The organism is Streptomyces sp. NPDC056734, assembly GCF_042790455.1.
Taxonomy (GTDB): domain Bacteria; phylum Actinomycetota; class Actinomycetes; order Streptomycetales; family Streptomycetaceae; genus Streptomyces.
In genome coordinates this window covers 13,863-31,499 of sequence record NZ_JBHTZD010000045.1, presented here as the reverse complement: position 1 = coordinate 31,499, position 17,637 = coordinate 13,863, and the positions used below count along the sequence as shown (strand labels likewise).

Annotated in this window: 15 protein-coding genes; 8 read left to right on the top strand and 7 right to left on the bottom strand. The window is 72.5% G+C overall.

The genetic code is table 11. The features are described 5' to 3' along the window. Window positions 1–143: 143 nt before the first annotated feature. Window positions 144–1,028 carry a LysR family transcriptional regulator gene (locus ACFRFC_RS37495; protein ID WP_382687404.1) on the bottom strand — a complete coding sequence of 295 codons (885 nt, stop codon included), beginning with the start codon at window positions 1,026–1,028 and terminating at the stop codon, window positions 144–146. Window positions 1,029–1,111: 83 nt separating this feature from the next. Between ACFRFC_RS37495 and ACFRFC_RS37490 the strand changes: the two genes are divergently transcribed. The 6 genes from ACFRFC_RS37490 (at window position 1,112) to ACFRFC_RS37465 (ending at window position 9,379) form a co-directional block, all read left to right on the top strand. Beyond that, the gene (locus ACFRFC_RS37490) at window positions 1,112–1,819 is read left to right on the top strand and encodes a succinate dehydrogenase (protein ID WP_382687407.1); all 708 of its coding nucleotides are present in this window, start codon (window positions 1,112–1,114) and stop codon (window positions 1,817–1,819) included. Window position 1,820: 1 nt separating this feature from the next. Continuing rightward, window positions 1,821–3,767 (top strand): fumarate reductase/succinate dehydrogenase flavoprotein subunit, encoded by a 1,947-nt coding sequence (locus tag ACFRFC_RS37485; RefSeq protein ID WP_382687410.1) that lies wholly within the window; start codon window positions 1,821–1,823, stop codon window positions 3,765–3,767. Then, window positions 3,764–4,513 (top strand): succinate dehydrogenase/fumarate reductase iron-sulfur subunit, encoded by a 750-nt coding sequence (locus ACFRFC_RS37480; RefSeq protein WP_382687412.1) that lies wholly within the window; start codon window positions 3,764–3,766, stop codon window positions 4,511–4,513. Before ACFRFC_RS37485 ends, ACFRFC_RS37480 begins: the two co-directional genes overlap by 4 nt. Before the next feature lie 287 nt (window positions 4,514–4,800). Further along, window positions 4,801–5,574, top strand: a complete 774-nt coding sequence (locus ACFRFC_RS37475; RefSeq protein WP_382687415.1) for a GNAT family N-acetyltransferase — start codon at window positions 4,801–4,803, stop codon at window positions 5,572–5,574. An 8-nt stretch (window positions 5,575–5,582) separates the two neighbouring features. After that, a complete protein-coding gene (locus tag ACFRFC_RS37470) occupies window positions 5,583–6,434 on the top strand; it encodes a lysophospholipid acyltransferase family protein (protein ID WP_382687493.1) in 852 nt (283 codons plus the stop codon). 455 nt (window positions 6,435–6,889) lie between these two features. Next, a complete protein-coding gene (locus ACFRFC_RS37465) occupies window positions 6,890–9,379 on the top strand; it encodes an ATP-dependent Clp protease ATP-binding subunit (protein WP_382687418.1) in 2,490 nt (829 codons plus the stop codon). 21 nt (window positions 9,380–9,400) lie between these two features. Here ACFRFC_RS37465 and ACFRFC_RS37460 read toward each other — a convergent pair whose 3' ends face one another. Beyond that, complete coding sequence (locus tag ACFRFC_RS37460; protein WP_382687420.1) at window positions 9,401–10,417, bottom strand: LLM class flavin-dependent oxidoreductase; 1,017 nt, start codon at window positions 10,415–10,417, stop codon at window positions 9,401–9,403. Between the two features lie 394 nt (window positions 10,418–10,811). On the opposite strand from ACFRFC_RS37460, the gene ACFRFC_RS37455 reads away from it, so the two are divergent. Further along, the gene (locus ACFRFC_RS37455; protein ID WP_382687423.1) at window positions 10,812–11,303 is read left to right on the top strand and encodes a hypothetical protein; all 492 of its coding nucleotides are present in this window, start codon (window positions 10,812–10,814) and stop codon (window positions 11,301–11,303) included. Window positions 11,304–11,362: 59 nt separating this feature from the next. On the opposite strand, the gene ACFRFC_RS37450 is transcribed toward ACFRFC_RS37455, so the two are convergent. After that, window positions 11,363–11,578: a dodecin gene (locus ACFRFC_RS37450; protein ID WP_382687426.1), complete on the bottom strand. Its 216-nt coding sequence runs from the start codon at window positions 11,576–11,578 to the stop codon at window positions 11,363–11,365. A 227-nt stretch (window positions 11,579–11,805) separates the two neighbouring features. On the opposite strand from ACFRFC_RS37450, the gene ACFRFC_RS37445 reads away from it, so the two are divergent. Then, the gene (locus tag ACFRFC_RS37445; RefSeq protein ID WP_382687428.1) at window positions 11,806–13,071 is read left to right on the top strand and encodes an extracellular solute-binding protein; all 1,266 of its coding nucleotides are present in this window, start codon (window positions 11,806–11,808) and stop codon (window positions 13,069–13,071) included. Between the two features lie 49 nt (window positions 13,072–13,120). Here ACFRFC_RS37445 and egtD read toward each other — a convergent pair whose 3' ends face one another. Genes egtD through egtA form a run of 4 tightly spaced genes read right to left on the bottom strand, consistent with a single transcriptional unit; the run spans window position 13,121 to window position 17,572 of the window. Then, on the bottom strand, window positions 13,121–14,083 hold the full coding sequence (gene egtD / locus ACFRFC_RS37440; RefSeq protein WP_382687430.1) for an L-histidine N(alpha)-methyltransferase: 963 nt from the start codon (window positions 14,081–14,083) through the stop codon (window positions 13,121–13,123). Then, window positions 14,080–14,949 carry an ergothioneine biosynthesis protein EgtC gene (gene egtC, locus ACFRFC_RS37435; RefSeq protein ID WP_382687432.1) on the bottom strand — a complete coding sequence of 290 codons (870 nt, stop codon included), beginning with the start codon at window positions 14,947–14,949 and terminating at the stop codon, window positions 14,080–14,082. Before egtC ends, egtD begins: the two co-directional genes overlap by 4 nt. Beyond that, window positions 14,949–16,280 carry an ergothioneine biosynthesis protein EgtB gene (gene egtB, locus ACFRFC_RS37430; RefSeq protein ID WP_382687435.1) on the bottom strand — a complete coding sequence of 444 codons (1,332 nt, stop codon included), beginning with the start codon at window positions 16,278–16,280 and terminating at the stop codon, window positions 14,949–14,951. Before egtB ends, egtC begins: the two co-directional genes overlap by 1 nt. Beyond that, complete coding sequence (gene egtA / locus ACFRFC_RS37425) at window positions 16,277–17,572, bottom strand: ergothioneine biosynthesis glutamate--cysteine ligase EgtA (RefSeq protein ID WP_382687437.1); 1,296 nt, start codon at window positions 17,570–17,572, stop codon at window positions 16,277–16,279. Before egtA ends, egtB begins: the two co-directional genes overlap by 4 nt. Window positions 17,573–17,637 lie beyond the last annotated feature (65 nt).

Sequence of the window (17,637 nt, the reverse complement as noted above, 5' to 3'; positions counted from 1 at the left end):
GTTCCCCGCGCCCCTAAAAGCAGGGCGCTGCGCTCCCGTCCCTCGCTTTTCAGGGGCGCGGGGAACTGCGCGACCAGCCACCGACCACCCGCACCCCGCGTCGAAACAGCAACCAGGCAGACCCATCCGGCGTCGAAGACGGGTCACCGCTCAAGCAGCATCCGCTGAAGCTCCCGCGCAGCCCGAGGCGGAGCCACATCGCTGCGGTGGGCGAGCGCGATCGTCCGGTGCAGCCCGGGACGGGTGAGCGGTGTCACCCGCAACCCCCGCCCCGACCGCGCCGCCACCATCCGCGGCACCACGGCGATCCCCAGCCCCGCCCGGACAAACCCCAGCACGGCGTCCATCTCCCCGCCCTCAACGGCGAAATCCGGCTCGAACCCCGCGGAGCGACACGCGGCGACGGTCAGTTCCCGCAGGTCATAGCCGTGCCGGAACATCACAAGCCGCTCCCCCTCAAGATCGGCGAACCGCACGCTCCGCCCCCCGCCCCCCGGCCGCGCAGCCTCCGGCGCCGAGACGACCACCAAGTCCTCCCGCAGCAGCTCCACCGTCGTCAGCGCCGGGGACGCGGCCGGCAGCGGCAGCACCACCAGCGCCAGATCCAGCGACCCGCGCGCCAGCAGCCGTACCAGATCGTGCGAGCCGCCCTCCTCGATCAGCAGCTGGATCCCGGGATAGCGGTCGTGGAAGGCGCGCAGCACATCCGGCAGCAGACCGGTGCACAGGCTCGGCGTCGCCCCCAGCCGCACCCGGCCGCGCCGCAACTGCACCAGTTCCTGCACCTCGATACGGGCGGTGTCCGCGTCGGCGAGGATCCGCCGGGCCAGCGGCAGCAGCGCCTCACCCGCGTCGGTCAGCGCGATGTTGCCGCGCGCCCGCAGGAACAGATCCGCCCCCAGCTCCCGCTCCAGCGCCTTGATCTGCTGGGAGAGCGAGGGCTGGGCCACATGGACCAGCTCGGCGGCACGGGTGAAGTGCCGGGTCTCGGCGACCGCCACGAAATACTGGAGCTGCTGGAACTGCATACAGCCACTATAGGCCGGGCCTATCGAATCAAGCCGGACCATGTCTTGGACCGATGGGGCCTCCCGGCCCTAGCGTGCCTGACATGGCTCTGGCAACGCGGACGGACAAACGGCCGTCCATGGCGCGCACGGTGTGGGACAGCTCGGTCGGCAAGAAGACCGTCATGGCCGTGAGCGGCCTGGTGATGCTGCTCTACCTGATCGCGCACATGATCGGGAACCTGAAGATCTTCTTCGGCCCCGAGGACATCAACGACTACGCCCACTGGCTGCGCACCATGGGCGAACCGGTGCTGCACTACGAGTGGGCGCTGTGGATCGTACGGATCGTCCTCGTCGTCGCCGTCGTGGCGCACGCGGTCTGCGCCTACCAGCTCAGCCGCCGGGACATCAAGGCCCGGCCCAGCAAGTACGTGCACAGCAAGCCGCGGGCCAGCTACGCCACGCGGACCATGCGCTGGGGCGGGATCATCCTCGCCCTGTTCATCGTCTGGCACATCCTCGACCTGACGACCGGCACCGTGCACCCGGGCGGCTACGAGCACCTCAAGCCGTACCAGAACATCATCGACACGTTCTCCACGTGGTACGGGAACGTCATCTACCTGGTCGCGATGCTCGCGCTCGGCCTGCACATCCGGCACGGCTTCTGGAGCGCGGCCCAGACCCTCGGCGCCGGCAGCCGCAGCCGCGACCGCGCCCTGAAGACCGTCGCCAACGTTCTCGCCGCAGTGCTCACGCTCGGGTTCATCGCCGTGCCCGTGGGCGTCATGACCGGATTGGTGAGCTGAGATGACCTACTCCGAGTATCCGACCGGTGAGCCGGTCCTCGACCGCAGGGCCCCCTCCGGGCCGATCGAGGAGCGCTGGGACACCCGCCGCTTCGAGGCGAAGCTGGTCAACCCGGCCAACCGCCGCAAGCACACCGTGATCGTCGTCGGCACCGGCCTCGCGGGCGGCTCCGCGGGCGCCACCCTCGCCGAACAGGGCTACCACGTCGTCCAGTTCTGCTACCAGGACTCCCCGCGCCGCGCCCACTCCATCGCCGCCCAGGGCGGCATCAACGCGGCGAAGAACTACCGCAACGACGGCGACTCCGTCCACCGGCTGTTCTACGACACCGTCAAGGGCGGCGACTTCCGCGCCCGTGAGTCCAACGTCCACCGGCTCGCGCAGATCTCCGTCGAGATCATCGACCAGTGCGTGGCGCAGGGCGTGCCCTTCGCCCGTGAGTACGGCGGACTCCTCGACACCCGCTCCTTCGGCGGCGTCCAGGTCTCCCGTACGTTCTACGCCCGCGGCCAGACGGGCCAGCAGCTGCTGCTGGGCGCCTACCAGGCACTCAGCCGGCAGATCGCGGCGGGCAACGTCGAGATGCACCCCCGTACCGAGATGCTCGACGTGATCGTGGTCGACGGGCGGGCGCGCGGGATCGTCGCCCGGGACCTGATCACCGGGAAGATCGACACCTACTTCGCGGACGCCGTCGTCCTCGCCTCCGGCGGCTACGGCAATGTGTTCTATCTGTCGACCAACGCCATGAACTCCAACGCCACCGCCGTCTGGCGGGCGCACCGGCGCGGCGCCTACTTCGCCAACCCCTGCTTCACCCAGATCCACCCCACCTGCATCCCGCGCACCGGCGACCACCAGTCCAAGCTGACCCTGATGAGCGAGTCGCTGCGCAACGACGGCCGGATCTGGGTGCCCAAGGCGCAGGGCGACACCCGTCCGGCGAACCGGATCCCCGAGGACGAGCGCGACTACTACCTGGAGCGCATCTACCCCGCCTTCGGCAACCTGGTCCCGCGTGACATCGCCTCCCGCGCCGCCAAGAACGTCTGCGACGAGGGCCGTGGCGTGGGACCCGGCGGCCAGGGCGTCTACCTCGACTTCGCGGACGCCATCCAGCGTATGGGCCGGGCGGCCGTCGAGGCCAAGTACGGCAACCTCTTCGACATGTACCAGCGGATCACCGACGAGGATCCCTACGAGGTGCCGATGCGGATCTACCCCGCCGTGCACTACACCATGGGCGGGCTGTGGGTCGACTACGACCTCCAGACCACCGTCCCGGGCCTGTTCGCCGTCGGCGAGGCCAACTTCTCCGACCACGGCGCCAACCGGCTCGGCGCGTCCGCCCTGATGCAGGGCCTGGCCGACGGCTACTTCGTGCTCCCGGCGACCATCAACGACTACCTCGCCCGCCACCCGCACAGCGAGCCGGTGACCGGCGAACACCCCGTGGTGCAGGAGGTGATCGCCGAGACCGAGGACCGGCTCAACCTGCTGCTGTCCGTCGACGGCGACCGCACCCCGGACTCCTTCCACCGCGAACTCGGCGAACTGATGTGGGAGTTCTGCGGCATGGCCCGCACCGACGCCGGACTGCGCAAGGCCCTGGAGCGCATCCCGCAGATCCGCGAGGAGTTCTGGCGGCGCATCAAGGTCCCCGGCACCGGCGAGGAGTTCAACCAGTCGCTGGAGAAGGCCAACCGGATCGTGGACTACCTGGAGCTGGCCGAGCTGATGTGCCTCGACGCGCTGCACCGCGCCGAGTCCTGCGGCGGCCACTTCCGCGAGGAGTCCCAGACCCCGGACGGCGAGGCCGCCCGCCAGGACGACGAGTTCACCTACGCCGCCGCCTGGGAGTTCACCACGACCGGCGAGGCGCCCGTCCTGCACAAGGAAGACCTGGTCTTCGAGTACGTCCACCCCACCCAGCGGAGCTACGCATGAAGCTCACCCTGCGCGTCTGGCGGCAGCAGAACGCCGACGCCGACGGCGCCATGTCCACCTACCAGGTGGACGGCATCTCCTCCGACATGTCCTTCCTGGAGATGCTGGACACGCTCAACGAGGAACTCATCCTCAAGGGCGAGGACCCGGTCGCCTTCGACCACGACTGCCGCGAGGGCATCTGCGGCGCGTGCAGCCTGGTGATCAACGGCGACGCCCACGGACCCGAGCGCACCACCACCTGCCAGCTGCACATGCGCTCCTTCGCCGACGGCGACACCATCGACATCGAGCCCTGGCGGGCGTCGGCCTTCCCGGTCGTCAAGGACCTCGTCGTCGACCGCTCCGCCTTCGACCGGATCATCCAGGCCGGCGGCTACATCAGCGTTCCCACCGGCGCCGCCCCCGAGGCGCACGCCGCGCCGGTCCCCAAGCCCGACGCCGACTTCGCCTTCGAGCACGCCGAGTGCATCGGCTGCGGCGCCTGCGTCGCCGCCTGCCCCAACGGCGCCGCGATGCTGTTCACCTCCGCCAAGATCAACCACCTCAACGTGCTGCCGCAGGGCGCGCCCGAGCGCGAGACCCGGGTCCTGGACATGGTGACGCAGATGGACTACGAGGGCTTCGGCGGCTGCACCCTCGCCGGCGAGTGCGCCACCGCCTGCCCGAAGGGCATCCCCCTGGTCTCCATCACCAGCATGAACAGGGAATGGCTGCGGGCGACCCGCAAGGTGGCCAAGCGGTAGGGCCCGGGCGTCCGGATCCACCGGATCGCGAGGGACGCCGCAGCTCACAGACGTTCGCCGTCAAGGTGCGGACGGGCGGGACCGGGAGCGGTGCTCTTCCCGGTCCCGCCAAGCATTTCTGCACCCCCGCCCGGCCCACCCCGGGCATTCAACTACCTCACACCCGCTCTCCCAGCAGGGGTTACGCGCCGGACAGCCGGCGTCGGAAGAACTGTGGCGGCCGGACGTACGGGACCGGCCCCCGTCCGACGCACCTGCCGAACCCGGCCCGTGACCAGGAGAGAGCCATGACCGGCGTCACCACGCTCGACCGACCGCCACAGCCGGCGGTACCCACGCGGTACACCGTCACCCTCGCCCACGACGAGGCCGACGTCCGCGCCGCCCAGAAGCTGCGCCACGACGTCTTCGCCGGCGAGCTGGGCGCCCTGCTGTCCAGCCCGCAGCCCGGCCTCGACATCGACGCCTTCGACGCGTACTGCGACCATCTGCTGGTCCGCGACACCATCGGCGGCGAGGTCGTCGGCACCTACCGGCTGCTGCCGCCGGAGCGGGCCGCGATCGCCGGGCGGCACTACTCCGAGGGCGAGTTCGACCTCGCCGGACTCGACCCGATCCGCTCCGGCCTGGTGGAGGTCGGCCGCTCCTGCGTCCACCCCGACCACCGTGACGGCACCGTCATCGGCCTGATCTGGGCCGGGATCGCGCGCTACATGGTCGCGGGCGGCCATGAGTGGCTCGCCGGCTGCTGCTCGGTCCCGCTCGCCGACGGCGGCATGCTCGCCGCCGCCACCTGGGACCGCGTCCAGGGCAAGCACCTCGCCCCCGAGGCGTACCGGGTGCGCCCGCTGCTGCCGTGGAGCGCCGAGGGCGTCACCCGCCCCGCCGGGCGCACCGAACTGCCCCCGCTGCTGCGCGGCTACCTCCGGCTCGGCGCCTGGGTCTGCGGCGAGCCCGCCCACGACCCGGACTTCGGCGTCGCCGACCTCTACGTCCTGCTGTCCATGCGCCGGGTCAACCCGCGCTACCTCAAGCACTTCCTCTCGCTCGTCCCGGCCTGATGAACGCGCTGAGCGTCTGGCAGCCGAGCGCGCCGTGCACCCCCGCCGCGTGCATCGACGCGGTGGGGCGCGCGGCGGGTCTGCCCCGGGCCGTCCTGCGGTTCACCGCGGTCCTGGCGCTGGTGGCCGCGGCCTGTCTCGCGCTGCCGCTGGGACACCGGCTGCCCGCCGGGACGATCCGCTGGTGGTGCCGGACCGTGGTCCGCGCCGCCGGGGTCCGGCTCACCGTGACCGGGTCCGCCCCCGCGACGGGCGGCCTGCTCATCGTCGCCAACCACATCTCCTGGCTCGACATCCCGCTGCTCGCCGCCGTGCGCCCCGCCCGGATGCTCGCCAAGACCGAGATCCGGCACTGGCCCCTCGCGGGCGCGCTCGCCGCCCGGGGCGGCACCCTCTTCATCGACCGTGACCGCCTCAAGGCCCTCCCGCGGACCGTCGCCGCGCTCGCCGACGTCATGCGGCAGGGCGGCGCCGTCGGGGTCTTCCCCGAGGGCAGCACCTGGTGCGGCCGGGCCCAGGGCACCTTCCGCCGGGCCGCCTTCCAGGCCGCCCTCGACGCCCGGGTCCCCGTCCAGCCGGTCCGGCTGCACTACCGGCTCACCGACGGCCCGGCCACCACCACCCCCGCCTTCGTCGGCGAGGACTCCCTGGTCACCTCCGTCTGGCGGGTGGTGTGCGCCCGGGGCCTGCGCGCCGAGGTGGACGTACGCCCCCTCATCGCCCCCGGCACCCACCCCGACCGCCGCACCCTGGCCCACGCCGCCCAGCCCGGCCGGGTCGGCGAACCGGGCCGGCCGCACGCGACGCTGGTGTCCCAGCGGGGCGGGTGGCGGGGAGGCGGGCGGAAGCGGAACTGGTGAGCGACTGAGGGAGTGAGCGATTCAGTGAACGGGGTGGGGAGGGCCGGGCGACCCCAACGGCCGGTTGGCCGAATGACCGTGTGGCCCAATGACCTTGTGCCCGAGGCCCGTTGACCGATCGGTCAGGCGGCCGTACGACCGAGCGGCGTCGGCCTGCCCGCCCCCGGGCGGGGTCGAGGAGACGGCGGGCCGTTGCCGACTCCGGGAATGCGGCCCGGCCCGGCACCGGGCGCCGTACCGCGTCGGCCGTGAGCTGGACGGACCGGTGACCGTTGAAGACCGCGACCACCTCGCGCGGGATGTTCACCTCCACCCCCTGGCGATCGTGCTCCCGGTCCCCGCGCGGGGCGGCCCCGCAGGTCACCCCCGGTAACCCCGCGCGGGTGCGGGCCCCGGCGGGCTGTGCGACGTTGGTAGGCGGGGATGCCCGGCGACGTACGGAGGGCCCGTCCATCATGACTACTCCCGGTTTCGGCTTCGGCCGCAGTCCCTTCGAGGAGTTCGACGAGCTGATGTCCCGCTTCTTCGGCGGGCCGGGCGGACAGGGCGGGCCGCCGGCGCCGGCCCGCAGGCCGCAGAGCGTCGATATCGGCAGCCTGCTCTCCGAGCGGGCCCGTGAGCTGGTGGCGCAGGCCCGGGACATCGCCGCCGTCGAGGGCAGCGAGGATCTCGACGCCCGGCATCTGCTGGCCGCCGCCACCGAGCAGGACGCCACCCGGCGGCTGCTGAGCGACGCCGGAGCCGACCCCGACCGGATCCGCGCCCGGCTCGCCGCCCACACCGCAGGCGGCGAGAAGACCGAGCCCGCCGCCCTCACCCCGGCCGCCAAACGCGCCCTGCTCGACGCCTACCGGATCTCCCGCGCCGACGGCGTCTCCTACATAGGCCCCGAACACCTGCTGCGCGCCCTCGCCGCGAACCCCGAGTCCGCCGCCGGGCAGGCGCTCGCCGACAACGGCTGGGAGGCCGCCCGGATGCCGGCCGCGGAACACACCGCCGCCGAGCGGCAGCGGCCCAGCACCACACCGACCATCGACGAGTACGGCCGTGACCTCACCGACGACGCCCGCGCCGGGCGCCTGGACCCGGTGATCGGGCGCGACGACGAGGTCGAGCAGACCATCGAGGTGCTCTCCCGGCGCAGCAAGAACAACCCCGTGCTGATCGGCGACCCCGGCGTCGGCAAGACCGCCATCGTGGAGGGCATCGCCCAGCGGATCGTGTCCGGGGACGTGCCACGCACCCTCGCGGGCAAGCGGCTGGTCTCCCTGGACCTGCCCGGGATGGTGGCCGGGACCAAGTACCGGGGCGAGTTCGAGGAGCGCCTGAAGAAGCTCCTCGAAGAGGTCCGCGAGCACGGCGAGGAACTGATCCTCTTCCTGGACGAGATGCACACCGTCGTCGGCGCGGGCAGCGGCGGCGAGGGCGCCATGGACGCGGGCAACATGCTCAAGCCCGCCCTCGCGCGCGGCGAACTGCACCTCATCGGCGCGACCACGGTGGACGAGTACCGCAAGCACATCGAGAAGGACGCCGCCCTGGAGCGCCGCTTCGCGCCCATCCTGGTCGGCGAGCCGTCCGTGGACGACACCATCGAGATCCTGCGCGGGCTGCGCGACCGCTACGAGGCCCACCACCAGGTCCGGATCACCGACGAGGCGGTGGTCGCCGCCGCCGAACTGTCCGACCGGTACATCACCTCCCGCTTCCTGCCGGACAAGGCGATCGACCTGATGGACCAGGCCGCCGCCCGGGTCCGGCTGCGCGCCAAGACCCCGCTGGCCGACACCCGCGACATCGAGGACACCATCGCCGCCCTGGGCCGGGAGAAGGACCAGGCGGTCGCCGACGAGGAGTACGAGCGGGCCAGGGAACTGCGCGACCGGATCAAGGAGGCCGAGGGCCGGCTCGCCGACGCGGACGCCGCCGAGGAGCACACCCCGAAGGTCACCGCCGACGACATCGCCGAGGTCGTCGCCCGCTCCACCGGCATCCCGGTCGCCCAGCTCACCGAGGAGGAGCGCGAGCGGCTGATGAAGCTGGAGGAGCACCTCCACGAACGCGTCGTCGGCCAGGACGAGGCCATCACCGCCGTCGCCCGTGCCGTGCGCCGCGCCCGCGCCGGCATGAGCGACCCCGACCGGCCCGTCGGCAGCTTCCTGTTCCTCGGCCCGACCGGCGTCGGCAAGACCGAACTGGCCCGCGCGCTCGCCGCCGCCCTCTTCGGCGACGAGCACCGGATGATCCGCCTGGACATGAGCGAGTTCCAGGAGCGGCACACCGTCTCCCGGCTGGTCGGCGCCCCGCCCGGATACATCGGCCACGAGGAGGCCGGCCAGCTCACCGAGGCGGTGCGCAGACAGCCGTACTCCGTGGTGCTCTTCGACGAGGTGGAGAAGGCCCACCCGGACGTCTTCAACGCCCTGCTCCAGATCCTGGACGACGGGCGGCTCACCGATTCCCAGGGCCGCACGATCGACTTCAAGAACACCGTCGTCATCATGACGTCGAACATCGGCGCCGACCGGATCCTGTCCGCCGGGGTCGAGGACTACGACCTGATGCGCGAACAGGTACTGCCGGTACTGAACGACTACTTCCGGCCCGAGTTCCTCAACCGCATCGACGAGATCATCGTCTTCCGGGGCCTGGACCGCGCCCAGTTGCGCCAGATCGTGGAACTCCTCCTCGACCACACCCGGCGCCGGCTGCGCGCCCAGGAGGTGGACCTGGAGATCACCGACGCGGCGGCCGACCTCCTCGCCAACCTCGGCTACCAGCCCGACTTCGGCGCCCGCCCGCTGCGCCGCACCATCCAGCGCGAGGTCGACGACCGCCTCGCCGACCTGCTGCTGTCCGGGCAGCTCAACGCGGGCGACCGGGCGCGGGTCGACGCGGTGGACGGGGCGCTGGAGGTACAGGCGCAACAGCCCGCGTCACTGTGACGGATACGACGGCTGCGACGGCTACGACAGCTGTGAAGGGCGGCGGCCGGTGATCCGCGCCAGCCGCCGGTAGGAGTCCAGCAGCGCGTCACGGTCGTACGTACTGGTCGTCACCAGCACCTCGTCCGCCCCCGTCGCCTTCAGGACCGTATCCAGCTCGTGGGCGACCTGCTCCTCGGTGCCCACGAGCCGGCCGGTCAGCCCCGACTCGTAGAAGCCGCGCTCCCGCTCGGTCATCCGCAGCGCCTCGACCCGCTCGGCGGGCGGCAGCGGCGGGAAGGTGCCGTGGGTGCGCGAGTACGCCATCGACCACGCCTCCGGGACCAGCAGCCGCCGGGCCGCCTCCTCGGACGCGGCCACCGCGATCGTGCCGGAGACGACGACGTACGGCTCACTCGCCCACTGCGAGGGGCGGAACAGGGCGCGGTACTGATCGATCCCGCGCTGCATCCGCTCCGGGTCGCGGAGGTCGCCGATGACCATGGGCAGGCCCGCGCGGGCGGCGATGGCCGCGCCCTCGCCCATCGCCAGCACGAACGGCGGCACGGTCAGACCGTCGGACGGGCGGGCGCGCACCCCGGTCGGCGAGGTGCCCCGGAACCAGCCCAGCAGCTCGGCCAGTTGGCCCTCGAAGTCCTCCGCCACGCCCTTGTCCCGGCCCAGTGCCTTGCGCACGCCGTCGGTGAAGCCCACCGAACGCCCCAGGCCCATGTCGATCCGGCCCGGGAACAGTGACTCCAGCACCCCGAACTGCTCGGCGACGACCAGCGGCTGATGATTGGGGAGCATCACCCCGCCCGTGCCGACCCGGACCGTGCCGGTGGCGGCGGCCACGGCGGCGGCCAGCACGGTCGGCGCCGAACCGGCGACGCCGGGCACGCCGTGATGCTCCGACACCCAGAACCGGTGATAGCCGAGCCGCTCCACCTCCCGCGCGAACCCCACGGTGTCCCGCAGCGCCTCCGGCCCCGGCCGCCCCTCGCGGGTACGGGAGCGGTCGAGGACGGAGAACGGGATATCGGCGATCGCTGGGGTCACATGGGGTTCAACGCCTGGGAGACGGGGGCATTCCCTGGCGGGTGGCTGAGCGGGTGGCTGAGCGGGTGGCTGAGCGGGTGGGTGTGTAAGGGGTCGCGGTCCAGTGCCGGTCGGTCGCGATCCGGGGAGTGCCGCTGGGTCTGCGGGGTGCGGGCCGGGGGTGTGAGCGGTCGCCGTCCAGTGCCGGTCCGTCCCGGGCCGAGGCGCCCACTGCGGGGCCCTCTCGCAGTACCGGGACCCTCCCGGCGTACCGTGTGCCCTCCCGCAGTACCGGGACCCTCCCGGCGTACCGTGTGCCCTCCCGGTCCGCCCAGGGCGCCTCCTGCGAGCGGGGTCCGCCCCTGCCCGTCGCCCCCCGGAGGGGCACCCGCCGCGCTTGTCTACGCTGGCGGGCGTGACTGCCGACAGCCGACCCCCGCTCGCCGTGTTCGACCTGGACAACACCCTCGCCGACACCGCCCATCGCCAGCACTTCCTTGCGGCCAGGCCGCGTGACTGGGACGCGTTCTTCGCCGCCGCGCCGCAGGACCCGCCGATCGCCGAGGGCGTCGCGCTGGTGGCGGCGAGCGCCGAGGAGTGCGAGGTGGTGTATCTGACCGGGCGGCCGGAGCGCTGCCGCCGGGACACCCTCGCCTGGCTGGCCGCGCACGGGCTGCCCGAGGGCCGGGTGCACATGCGGCGCACCGGCGACCGGCGGCCCGCCCGGGTCACCAAGCTGGAGATCCTGCGCCGCCTCGCCCGGAACCGCCAGGTGCGCATGCTGGTGGACGACGACGAACTGGTCTGCGACGCCGCCGAAAGGGCCGGATTCCGGGTGGTGCGGGCACGCTGGAGCGCCCCTTCCGCCGAGCTGGACGCGGCGCAGGAGCGCGAGGGCCGGACCTGAGGTCGGGCGGCGGGGCGGGCGGCGGGGCGGGCAGTGGTCCACTCGGTCCCCGAGCCGGTTCAGTCGGTCTCCTCCAGCCGGAAACCGACCTTCAGACCGACCTGCCAGTGCTCGATCCGCCCGTCCTCGATCTGCCCCCTGACCTGGGTCACCTCGAACCAGTGCAGATTGCGCAGGGTTTGCCCTGCGCGGGCGACACCGTTGCGGATAGCCTGGTCCACGCCTTCGTGCGAGCTGCCGACGATCTCCGTGACCCGGTAGGTGTGGTCCGACATGAGGGTGCTCCTCTCGGCATGATGGACGCCGCGACGGGTGTGTCACGCGTCACTCCACGGTCCCCCACGCTGGGGCGTAGCGCGAGACATCGGATCGATACCAAAGGCCCCTTGACCTCGGCATTGGTCCATACCAAAATCCATCCACACCCGTACGAGCCCGTGCTCGTCCCCCCACGTCGGGTCTTATCTCTCCCTGTGCGTCAGACAGAACAGGAACGACCCCCGTGAGACGTCGCCTTCTGGCCATCGTGTGCGTATCCGCCTCCCTGGTGAGCGGCTGCGGTCTGCTGCCCGGCTCCGGATCGGACCGCAGCACCGTGACCGTATGGCTGATGAAGGACAGCGCGTCACAGGAATTCCTGGACCGCTTCACCGAGGACTTCGAGAGCCGGCACACCGACCTCGAACTCGATATCCAGATCCAGCAGTGGACCGGCATCGGACCCAAGGTGGAGGCGGCGCTGGAGGCCGGTACCGACGCCACCGAGGGGCCCGATGTCATCGAGGTCGGCAACACCCAGGTCCCGCAGTACGTCGACGGGGGACGGCTGCTGGACCTGACCCTGGAGTCGGTGCGCGACTGGGGCAGCAAGGACTGGCTGCCCGGTCTCGCCGAACCCGGCCAACTGCGCTCGCACCAGTACGGCATCCCCTGGTACGCCGCCAACCGGGTCGTCATCTACCGCACCGACCTCTTCGAGGCGGCCGGCATCACCGAGGTGCCGGGGGACCGCGAGGAGTGGCTGGCGGCGACCGAGACCCTCAACACCGACGGCAACCAGGGCATCTACCTCGCCGGACAGGACTGGTACACGCTCGCCGGGTTCATCTGGGACGAGGGCGGCGACCTCGCCGTCGAGAACGGCGCCGTCTGGGAGGGCTCCCTCGACACCGAGGAGGCGCTCGCGGGCATGGAGTTCTACGGGCAGCTGCAGGAACTCGGCGCCGGGCCCGCCGACGCCGACGAGCAGACCCCGCCGCTCACCGATGTGTTCGCCGAGGGCGAGGTCGCCCAGATCATCGCCGTGCCGGGCAGCGCACAGGCCATCCTCGACAGCAACCCCGAACTCAAGGGCAAGCTGGGCTACTTCCCGGTGCCGGGCAAGACGGCCGAGACGCCGGGCGCGGTGTTCACCGGCGGCTCCGACCTCATCATCCCGCGCTACACCGACCAGCGGGACGGCGCGATCACGGTCATCGAGGAACTGGCCGGGGCCAAGTGGAACACCGACCTCGCCCTGACCATGAACTACGTCCCCAACAAGGCCAACCTGGCCGACGCCCTGTCCGGCGAGGAGGGCGCCGCCGCCATGGCCGAGGGCGCCGCCCAGGGCCGCGCGACCCCCAGCACCCCCGACTGGGCCAAGGTCGAGGCGGACAACCCCATCAAGACGTACATGACCCAGGTCCTCACCGGCACCGACCCGCAGGAGGCGGCCAAGGAGGCGTCGAACCAGATCACGGAGACACTGTCACCGACCTCGGGGTGACCTACGGGGGACCGGGGCCGACGACGCCGGCCCCCGGTCCCCCACCGGGTCAGTGCGCCACGCTCAGCGACAGCGCGAAGCGGCCCTCCTCGTCCGTCCACCAATGGGTCAGGTCCAGCCCGGCGGCGCCCAGTTCCGTGCGCACACCGCGCTCACGGAACTTGGCCGACACCTCCGTACGCAGCTCCTCCCCGGCCGCGAAGTCCACGGCGAGGTCCAGCGCGGGGAGCTTCACGGTCTGCGCGGTGCGGGCGCGCAGCCGCATCTCGATCCACTCGTGGTCGCGGTCCCACAGGGCCACATGGTCATAGGCGCCGGGGTCGAAGTCGGCGCCCAGTTCGCGGTTGACGACGGACAGGACATTCTTGTTGAACGCGGCCGTCACCCCGGCCGCGTCGTCGTAGGCCCGGACCAGGACACCCTCGTCCTTCACCAGGTCCGTGCCCAGCAGCAGGGCGTCACCGGGGGCGAGCAGCGCGCGGACCGACGCCAGGAACTCCGCGCGCTCGGCGGGCAGCAGATTGCCGATGGTGCCGCCGAGGAACGCCACCAGCCGCGGCCCCGGCGTCTCGGGAAGCGTGAGCGCCGCGGTGAAGTCGGCGATCAGCGCGTGGACATCCAGCCCCGGCCGCTCGGCGACCAGCGCGCGCCCCGCCCGCGTCAGGGCGCTCTCGCTGACATCGACCGGCACATACAGCCGCAGTCCGGTCAGGGAGTCGAGAAGGATCCGGGTCTTCTCCGAGGAGCCCGAGCCCAGCTCGACCAGGGTGCGGGCGCCGGCCGCCGCCGCGATCTCGCCGGAGCGGGCCAGCAGGATCTCCCGCTCGGCGCGCGTCGGATAGTACTCGGGCAACTCGGTGATCTCTTCGAACAGTTCGCTGCCCCGGGCGTCGTAGAACCACTTCGGCGGCAGCGTCTTGGGGCTGCCCGTGAGGCCGTGCCGGACATCCGCGCGCAGTGCGGCGCCCGTGGCCCCCTCGGGCAGGGTGCGGGTGACAGAGTACGGACTCACGTGCGGGACTCCTTGCGGGATGAGGGTCCCCCCGCCCGACCGGCGTCGATCGAGGGGGAGGATGCCGTACCTGATGCCGTACGTGATGCCGGACCGGCGCCGTCCGGCCGGTCCGGGCCCAGCTCCTTCAGCGGGGTCAGCAGCACATCGGCGTGGCGCGCGACGAGCAGCGTCCGGTCGGGGACCTCCTGCCAGTGCGGATCGTCGTCGTACGGCTCCGAGGCGACGACCGTGCCCCGGCCGGGGCGGGACAGATACCACAGGGTGTCGCCCCACGCGGTCGCGGCGATCGCCGTGCCGTCGGTGAGCAGCAGATTCAGCCGGGACGCCGGGGCCGCCGCCGCGACCGCGGTCACCGCCCACGCCAGCGCCGCGCCCAGCTCCCGCCCGGCCCGCAGCCGGCTGAGGACCAGCGCCCACACGAACGCCGAGTCGGTGCGCGCCGCCAGCGACAGCAGCGCCACCGGCGGCAGCTCGCGGGCCAGCGGGGCGAGCGCGTCGGGCCAGCCCGCGACCGAGCCGTTGTGGCTGAACAGCCAGCGCCCGGAGGCGAACGGCGCCGCCGCGGCCTCCCCGTCGGCACCCGGCACCGTCGCGTCCCGCACGGCGCCGAGCAGCGCGGTGGTGCGCACCACCCGGGCCAGATCCGGGAAGGACACATCCGCCCAGATCGGCCCCGCCCGGCGGTAACGGGCCGGGACCGGGTCGCCCTCCGCGTACCAGCCGACCCCGAAACCATCGGCGTTGACCGTGCCGTACCGCTGGCGGCGCGGCTCCCACGACTGGCGCAGCAGACTGTGCGGCGGCTCGGCCAGCAGCGCGCCCAGCGGCTCGGCCGGGCCCAGATAGGCCAGATGACGGCACATCAGAGCGCCCCCGAGCGGGCGGTGCGGAACCCGGCGAAGATCTGCCGCCGCACCGGATAGTCCCAGTTGCGGAACGTGCCCCGGCAGGCCACCGGGTCCACCGCGAACGAACCACCCCGCAGCACCTTGTGATCCGGCCCGAAGAACACCTCGGAGTACTCCTTGTACGGGAACGCCGTGAAGCCCGGATACGGCAGGAAGTCGCTCGCCGTCCACTCCCACACGTCCCCGATCAGCTGCCGCACCCCGTACGGGGACTCCCCGGCCGGATAGCTGCCCGCCGGTGCCGGACGCAGATGGCGCTGCCCGAGGTTGGCGTGTTCGGGGCCCGGGTCGGCGTCGCCCCACGGGTAGCGCATCGAGCCGCCGGTCGCCGGGTCGTGCCGGGCGGCCTTCTCCCACTCGGCCTCGGTGGGCAGCCGCCGCCCGGCCCAGCGGGCGTAGGCGTCGGCCTCGTACCAGCACACATGGACCACCGGCTCGTCCGGCGGCACCGGCTCGACGGCCCCGAAGCGGCGGCGCAGCCATTGCCCGGCGTCCCGCCGCCAGAACAGCGGGGCGTCGATGCCGTGCCGCTGGATGTGCGCCCAGCCCTCAGGTGTCCACCAGCGCGGGTCGCCGTAGCCGCCGTCCTCGATGAAACGCAGGTACGCGCCGTTGGTGACCGGCGTGGTGTCGAGGTGGAAGGCCGCCACCTCACGCCGGTGCGCGGGCCGTTCGTTGTCCAGTGCCCAGGGCTCGCCCGAGGTGCCCATGGTGAACGGGCCGCCGGGTATCAGCACCTCGGCCGGGCCGGTCAGCAGCGGCGCGGGCACGGGGTCGGGGGCGAGAAGCGCCCGCGGGCCCTCGCGCAGCTGATGGGTGATCAGCATGGTCTCGTCGTGCTGCTGCTCGTGCTGCGCGATCATCCCGAACGCGAAACCGGCCTCGGTCAGCCGGGTCGTGCCATGGAACGCGGCCGACCCCAGCACGTCCAGCGCCCGCCCGCGCACCTCGGCCGCGTAACGCCGGGCCTCCTCGGGCGACAGCAGCGGCAGCGACGGCCGCGCGGACCGCGGATGCTCGAAAGCGTCGTACAGTCCGTCGATCTCGGGGCGGAGGGCGTCCTGCCCGGCCACCGCCCGCAGCAGCCACAGCTCCTCCTGGTTGCCGATGTGCGCCAGGTCCCACACCAGCGGCGACATCAGCGGGGAGTGCTGTGCGGTCAGCTCCGGTTCCTCCACACAGGTGGTCAGCAGGGTCGTGCGGTCCCGCGCGGTGAGCAGGGAGGCCAGCGCCCGCTCGCGGAGCGCCTCCCCGTCGAAGTCCAGGTCGATGGCGGCTTCGGTCATGATCGGATGTCCTCCCCGTGAGGGCCGCCGTCCGCGCCGCCCGTCCGGTCGAGCAGCTCATCGGCCGGGGTGCGGCCCGGTACGACATAGCGGTCCTGGTACGCCCGTACGGCGTCGACGACGGCGTCGGTGGCCCCCAGCCGGGGCAGCGCCTCGATCGCCGCCGCGAAGCAGATCCGGGCCGCCTCGTGCAGCTCGGGGTCGCCGAGCGCCTCGCGGGCGGCGGCGGTCCACAGCGGATTGTGCGGCGCGGGCAGCCCCAGCGCCCGCTCCGCCAGCGGTTTCACCGCCCGGTACGCGGTCTCGGCCGCCGCCGGGTCGTCGAACAGGGCCGTCGTCACCGCCAGCGGCACCTGCCAGCCGTCGTCGCCGGGCTGCGCGTCGATCATCCGCAGCTCCAGATGGCCACGCGGCCTGACCGGCGGGAACAGCGTCGAGATGTGGTAGTCGAGGTCGCCGCGGGTCGGCGGCGCCGCCGACCGGGTCCACTCCCGGAAGGACAGCCCTCGCGGCACCTCCCACGGGCCGCTGTCGCGGCGGACGCACATCACCGGGGCGTCCAGCACATGCCGTGCCCAGGCGGTACGCGGGTCGACGTCCAGCGACGGGGCGCCCGCGCGGCCGGCGCCGATCTCCATCCACAGCCGCTGCCGGGTCGACCGCCAGCCCGTGGGGACGCGGCCGGTCAGCGGGGAGTGCGCGAACGCGGCCACCAGGACCGCGCCCAGCTGATGCGCCAGCCACCAGCGCCGCCCCAGGCCCAGCGGGCCCGGCTCCTCGTACCCGGCGTCCAGACAGACCTGCACCGACGCCGAGGTGCACATCATGGCGCGGCCCGCCGGGCCGGTGCGGTCCAGACAGGTCTCCATGGCGTCGTAGCGCGGCTCCCGCAGAAAGCGCCGCGGGGGATGCCAGGGGTCGCTGCCGAATCCGGTCAGCTCCAGGCCGTCGGCGCGCAGTACCGCGCGGACGGCGTCCAGATCGGCGGATACGGTACCGATGCACTCCATCAGGGAGGCGGCGGGTGGAGAACTCAGCTCCAGCTGGCCGCCGGGTTCGACGGTGAGCGCCGACCTGAGTGGCAGGTTCCGCAGAGCGGCGTAGGCCGCTTCGAGTCGTTCGGGTGTCACGGGGAGCCACGGCGAGCGCAGCTCGTGGACGAGCCATTCCACTTCCACACCGACGGTACGGGGCGGTCCGGTCTTGAAACAGATACCGCGGACCAGCGCCTCGACCTCGGCTTCCGTGACGGCGGTGCTGATTTCCGTACAGTCACTAACCGAATCGGACATGTGGTGATCCTCCTGAGATTGCCACCATGCCGCCACCCACGGACCGGGTGGGTCCGGGGCCGCAC

Excerpts from the sequence above, each read along its gene's own strand:
- egtB (WP_382687435.1), bottom strand. The coding sequence starts at position 16,280 with ATGACCGAAGCCGCCATCGACCTGGACTTCGACGGGGAGGCGCTCCGC.
- ACFRFC_RS37490 (WP_382687407.1), top strand. The coding sequence starts at position 1,112 with ATGGCTCTGGCAACGCGGACGGACAAACGGCCGTCCATGGCGCGCACG.
- ACFRFC_RS37480 (WP_382687412.1), top strand. The coding sequence starts at position 3,764 with ATGAAGCTCACCCTGCGCGTCTGGCGGCAGCAGAACGCCGACGCCGAC.
- ACFRFC_RS37495 (WP_382687404.1), bottom strand. The coding sequence starts at position 1,028 with ATGCAGTTCCAGCAGCTCCAGTATTTCGTGGCGGTCGCCGAGACCCGG.
- ACFRFC_RS37485 (WP_382687410.1), top strand. The coding sequence starts at position 1,821 with ATGACCTACTCCGAGTATCCGACCGGTGAGCCGGTCCTCGACCGCAGG.
- egtC (WP_382687432.1), bottom strand. The coding sequence starts at position 14,949 with ATGTGCCGTCATCTGGCCTATCTGGGCCCGGCCGAGCCGCTGGGCGCG.
- ACFRFC_RS37450 (WP_382687426.1), bottom strand. The coding sequence starts at position 11,578 with ATGTCGGACCACACCTACCGGGTCACGGAGATCGTCGGCAGCTCGCAC.
- ACFRFC_RS37475 (WP_382687415.1), top strand. The coding sequence starts at position 4,801 with ATGACCGGCGTCACCACGCTCGACCGACCGCCACAGCCGGCGGTACCC.
- egtA (WP_382687437.1), bottom strand. The coding sequence starts at position 17,572 with ATGTCCGATTCGGTTAGTGACTGTACGGAAATCAGCACCGCCGTCACG.
- ACFRFC_RS37465 (WP_382687418.1), top strand. The coding sequence starts at position 6,890 with ATGACTACTCCCGGTTTCGGCTTCGGCCGCAGTCCCTTCGAGGAGTTC.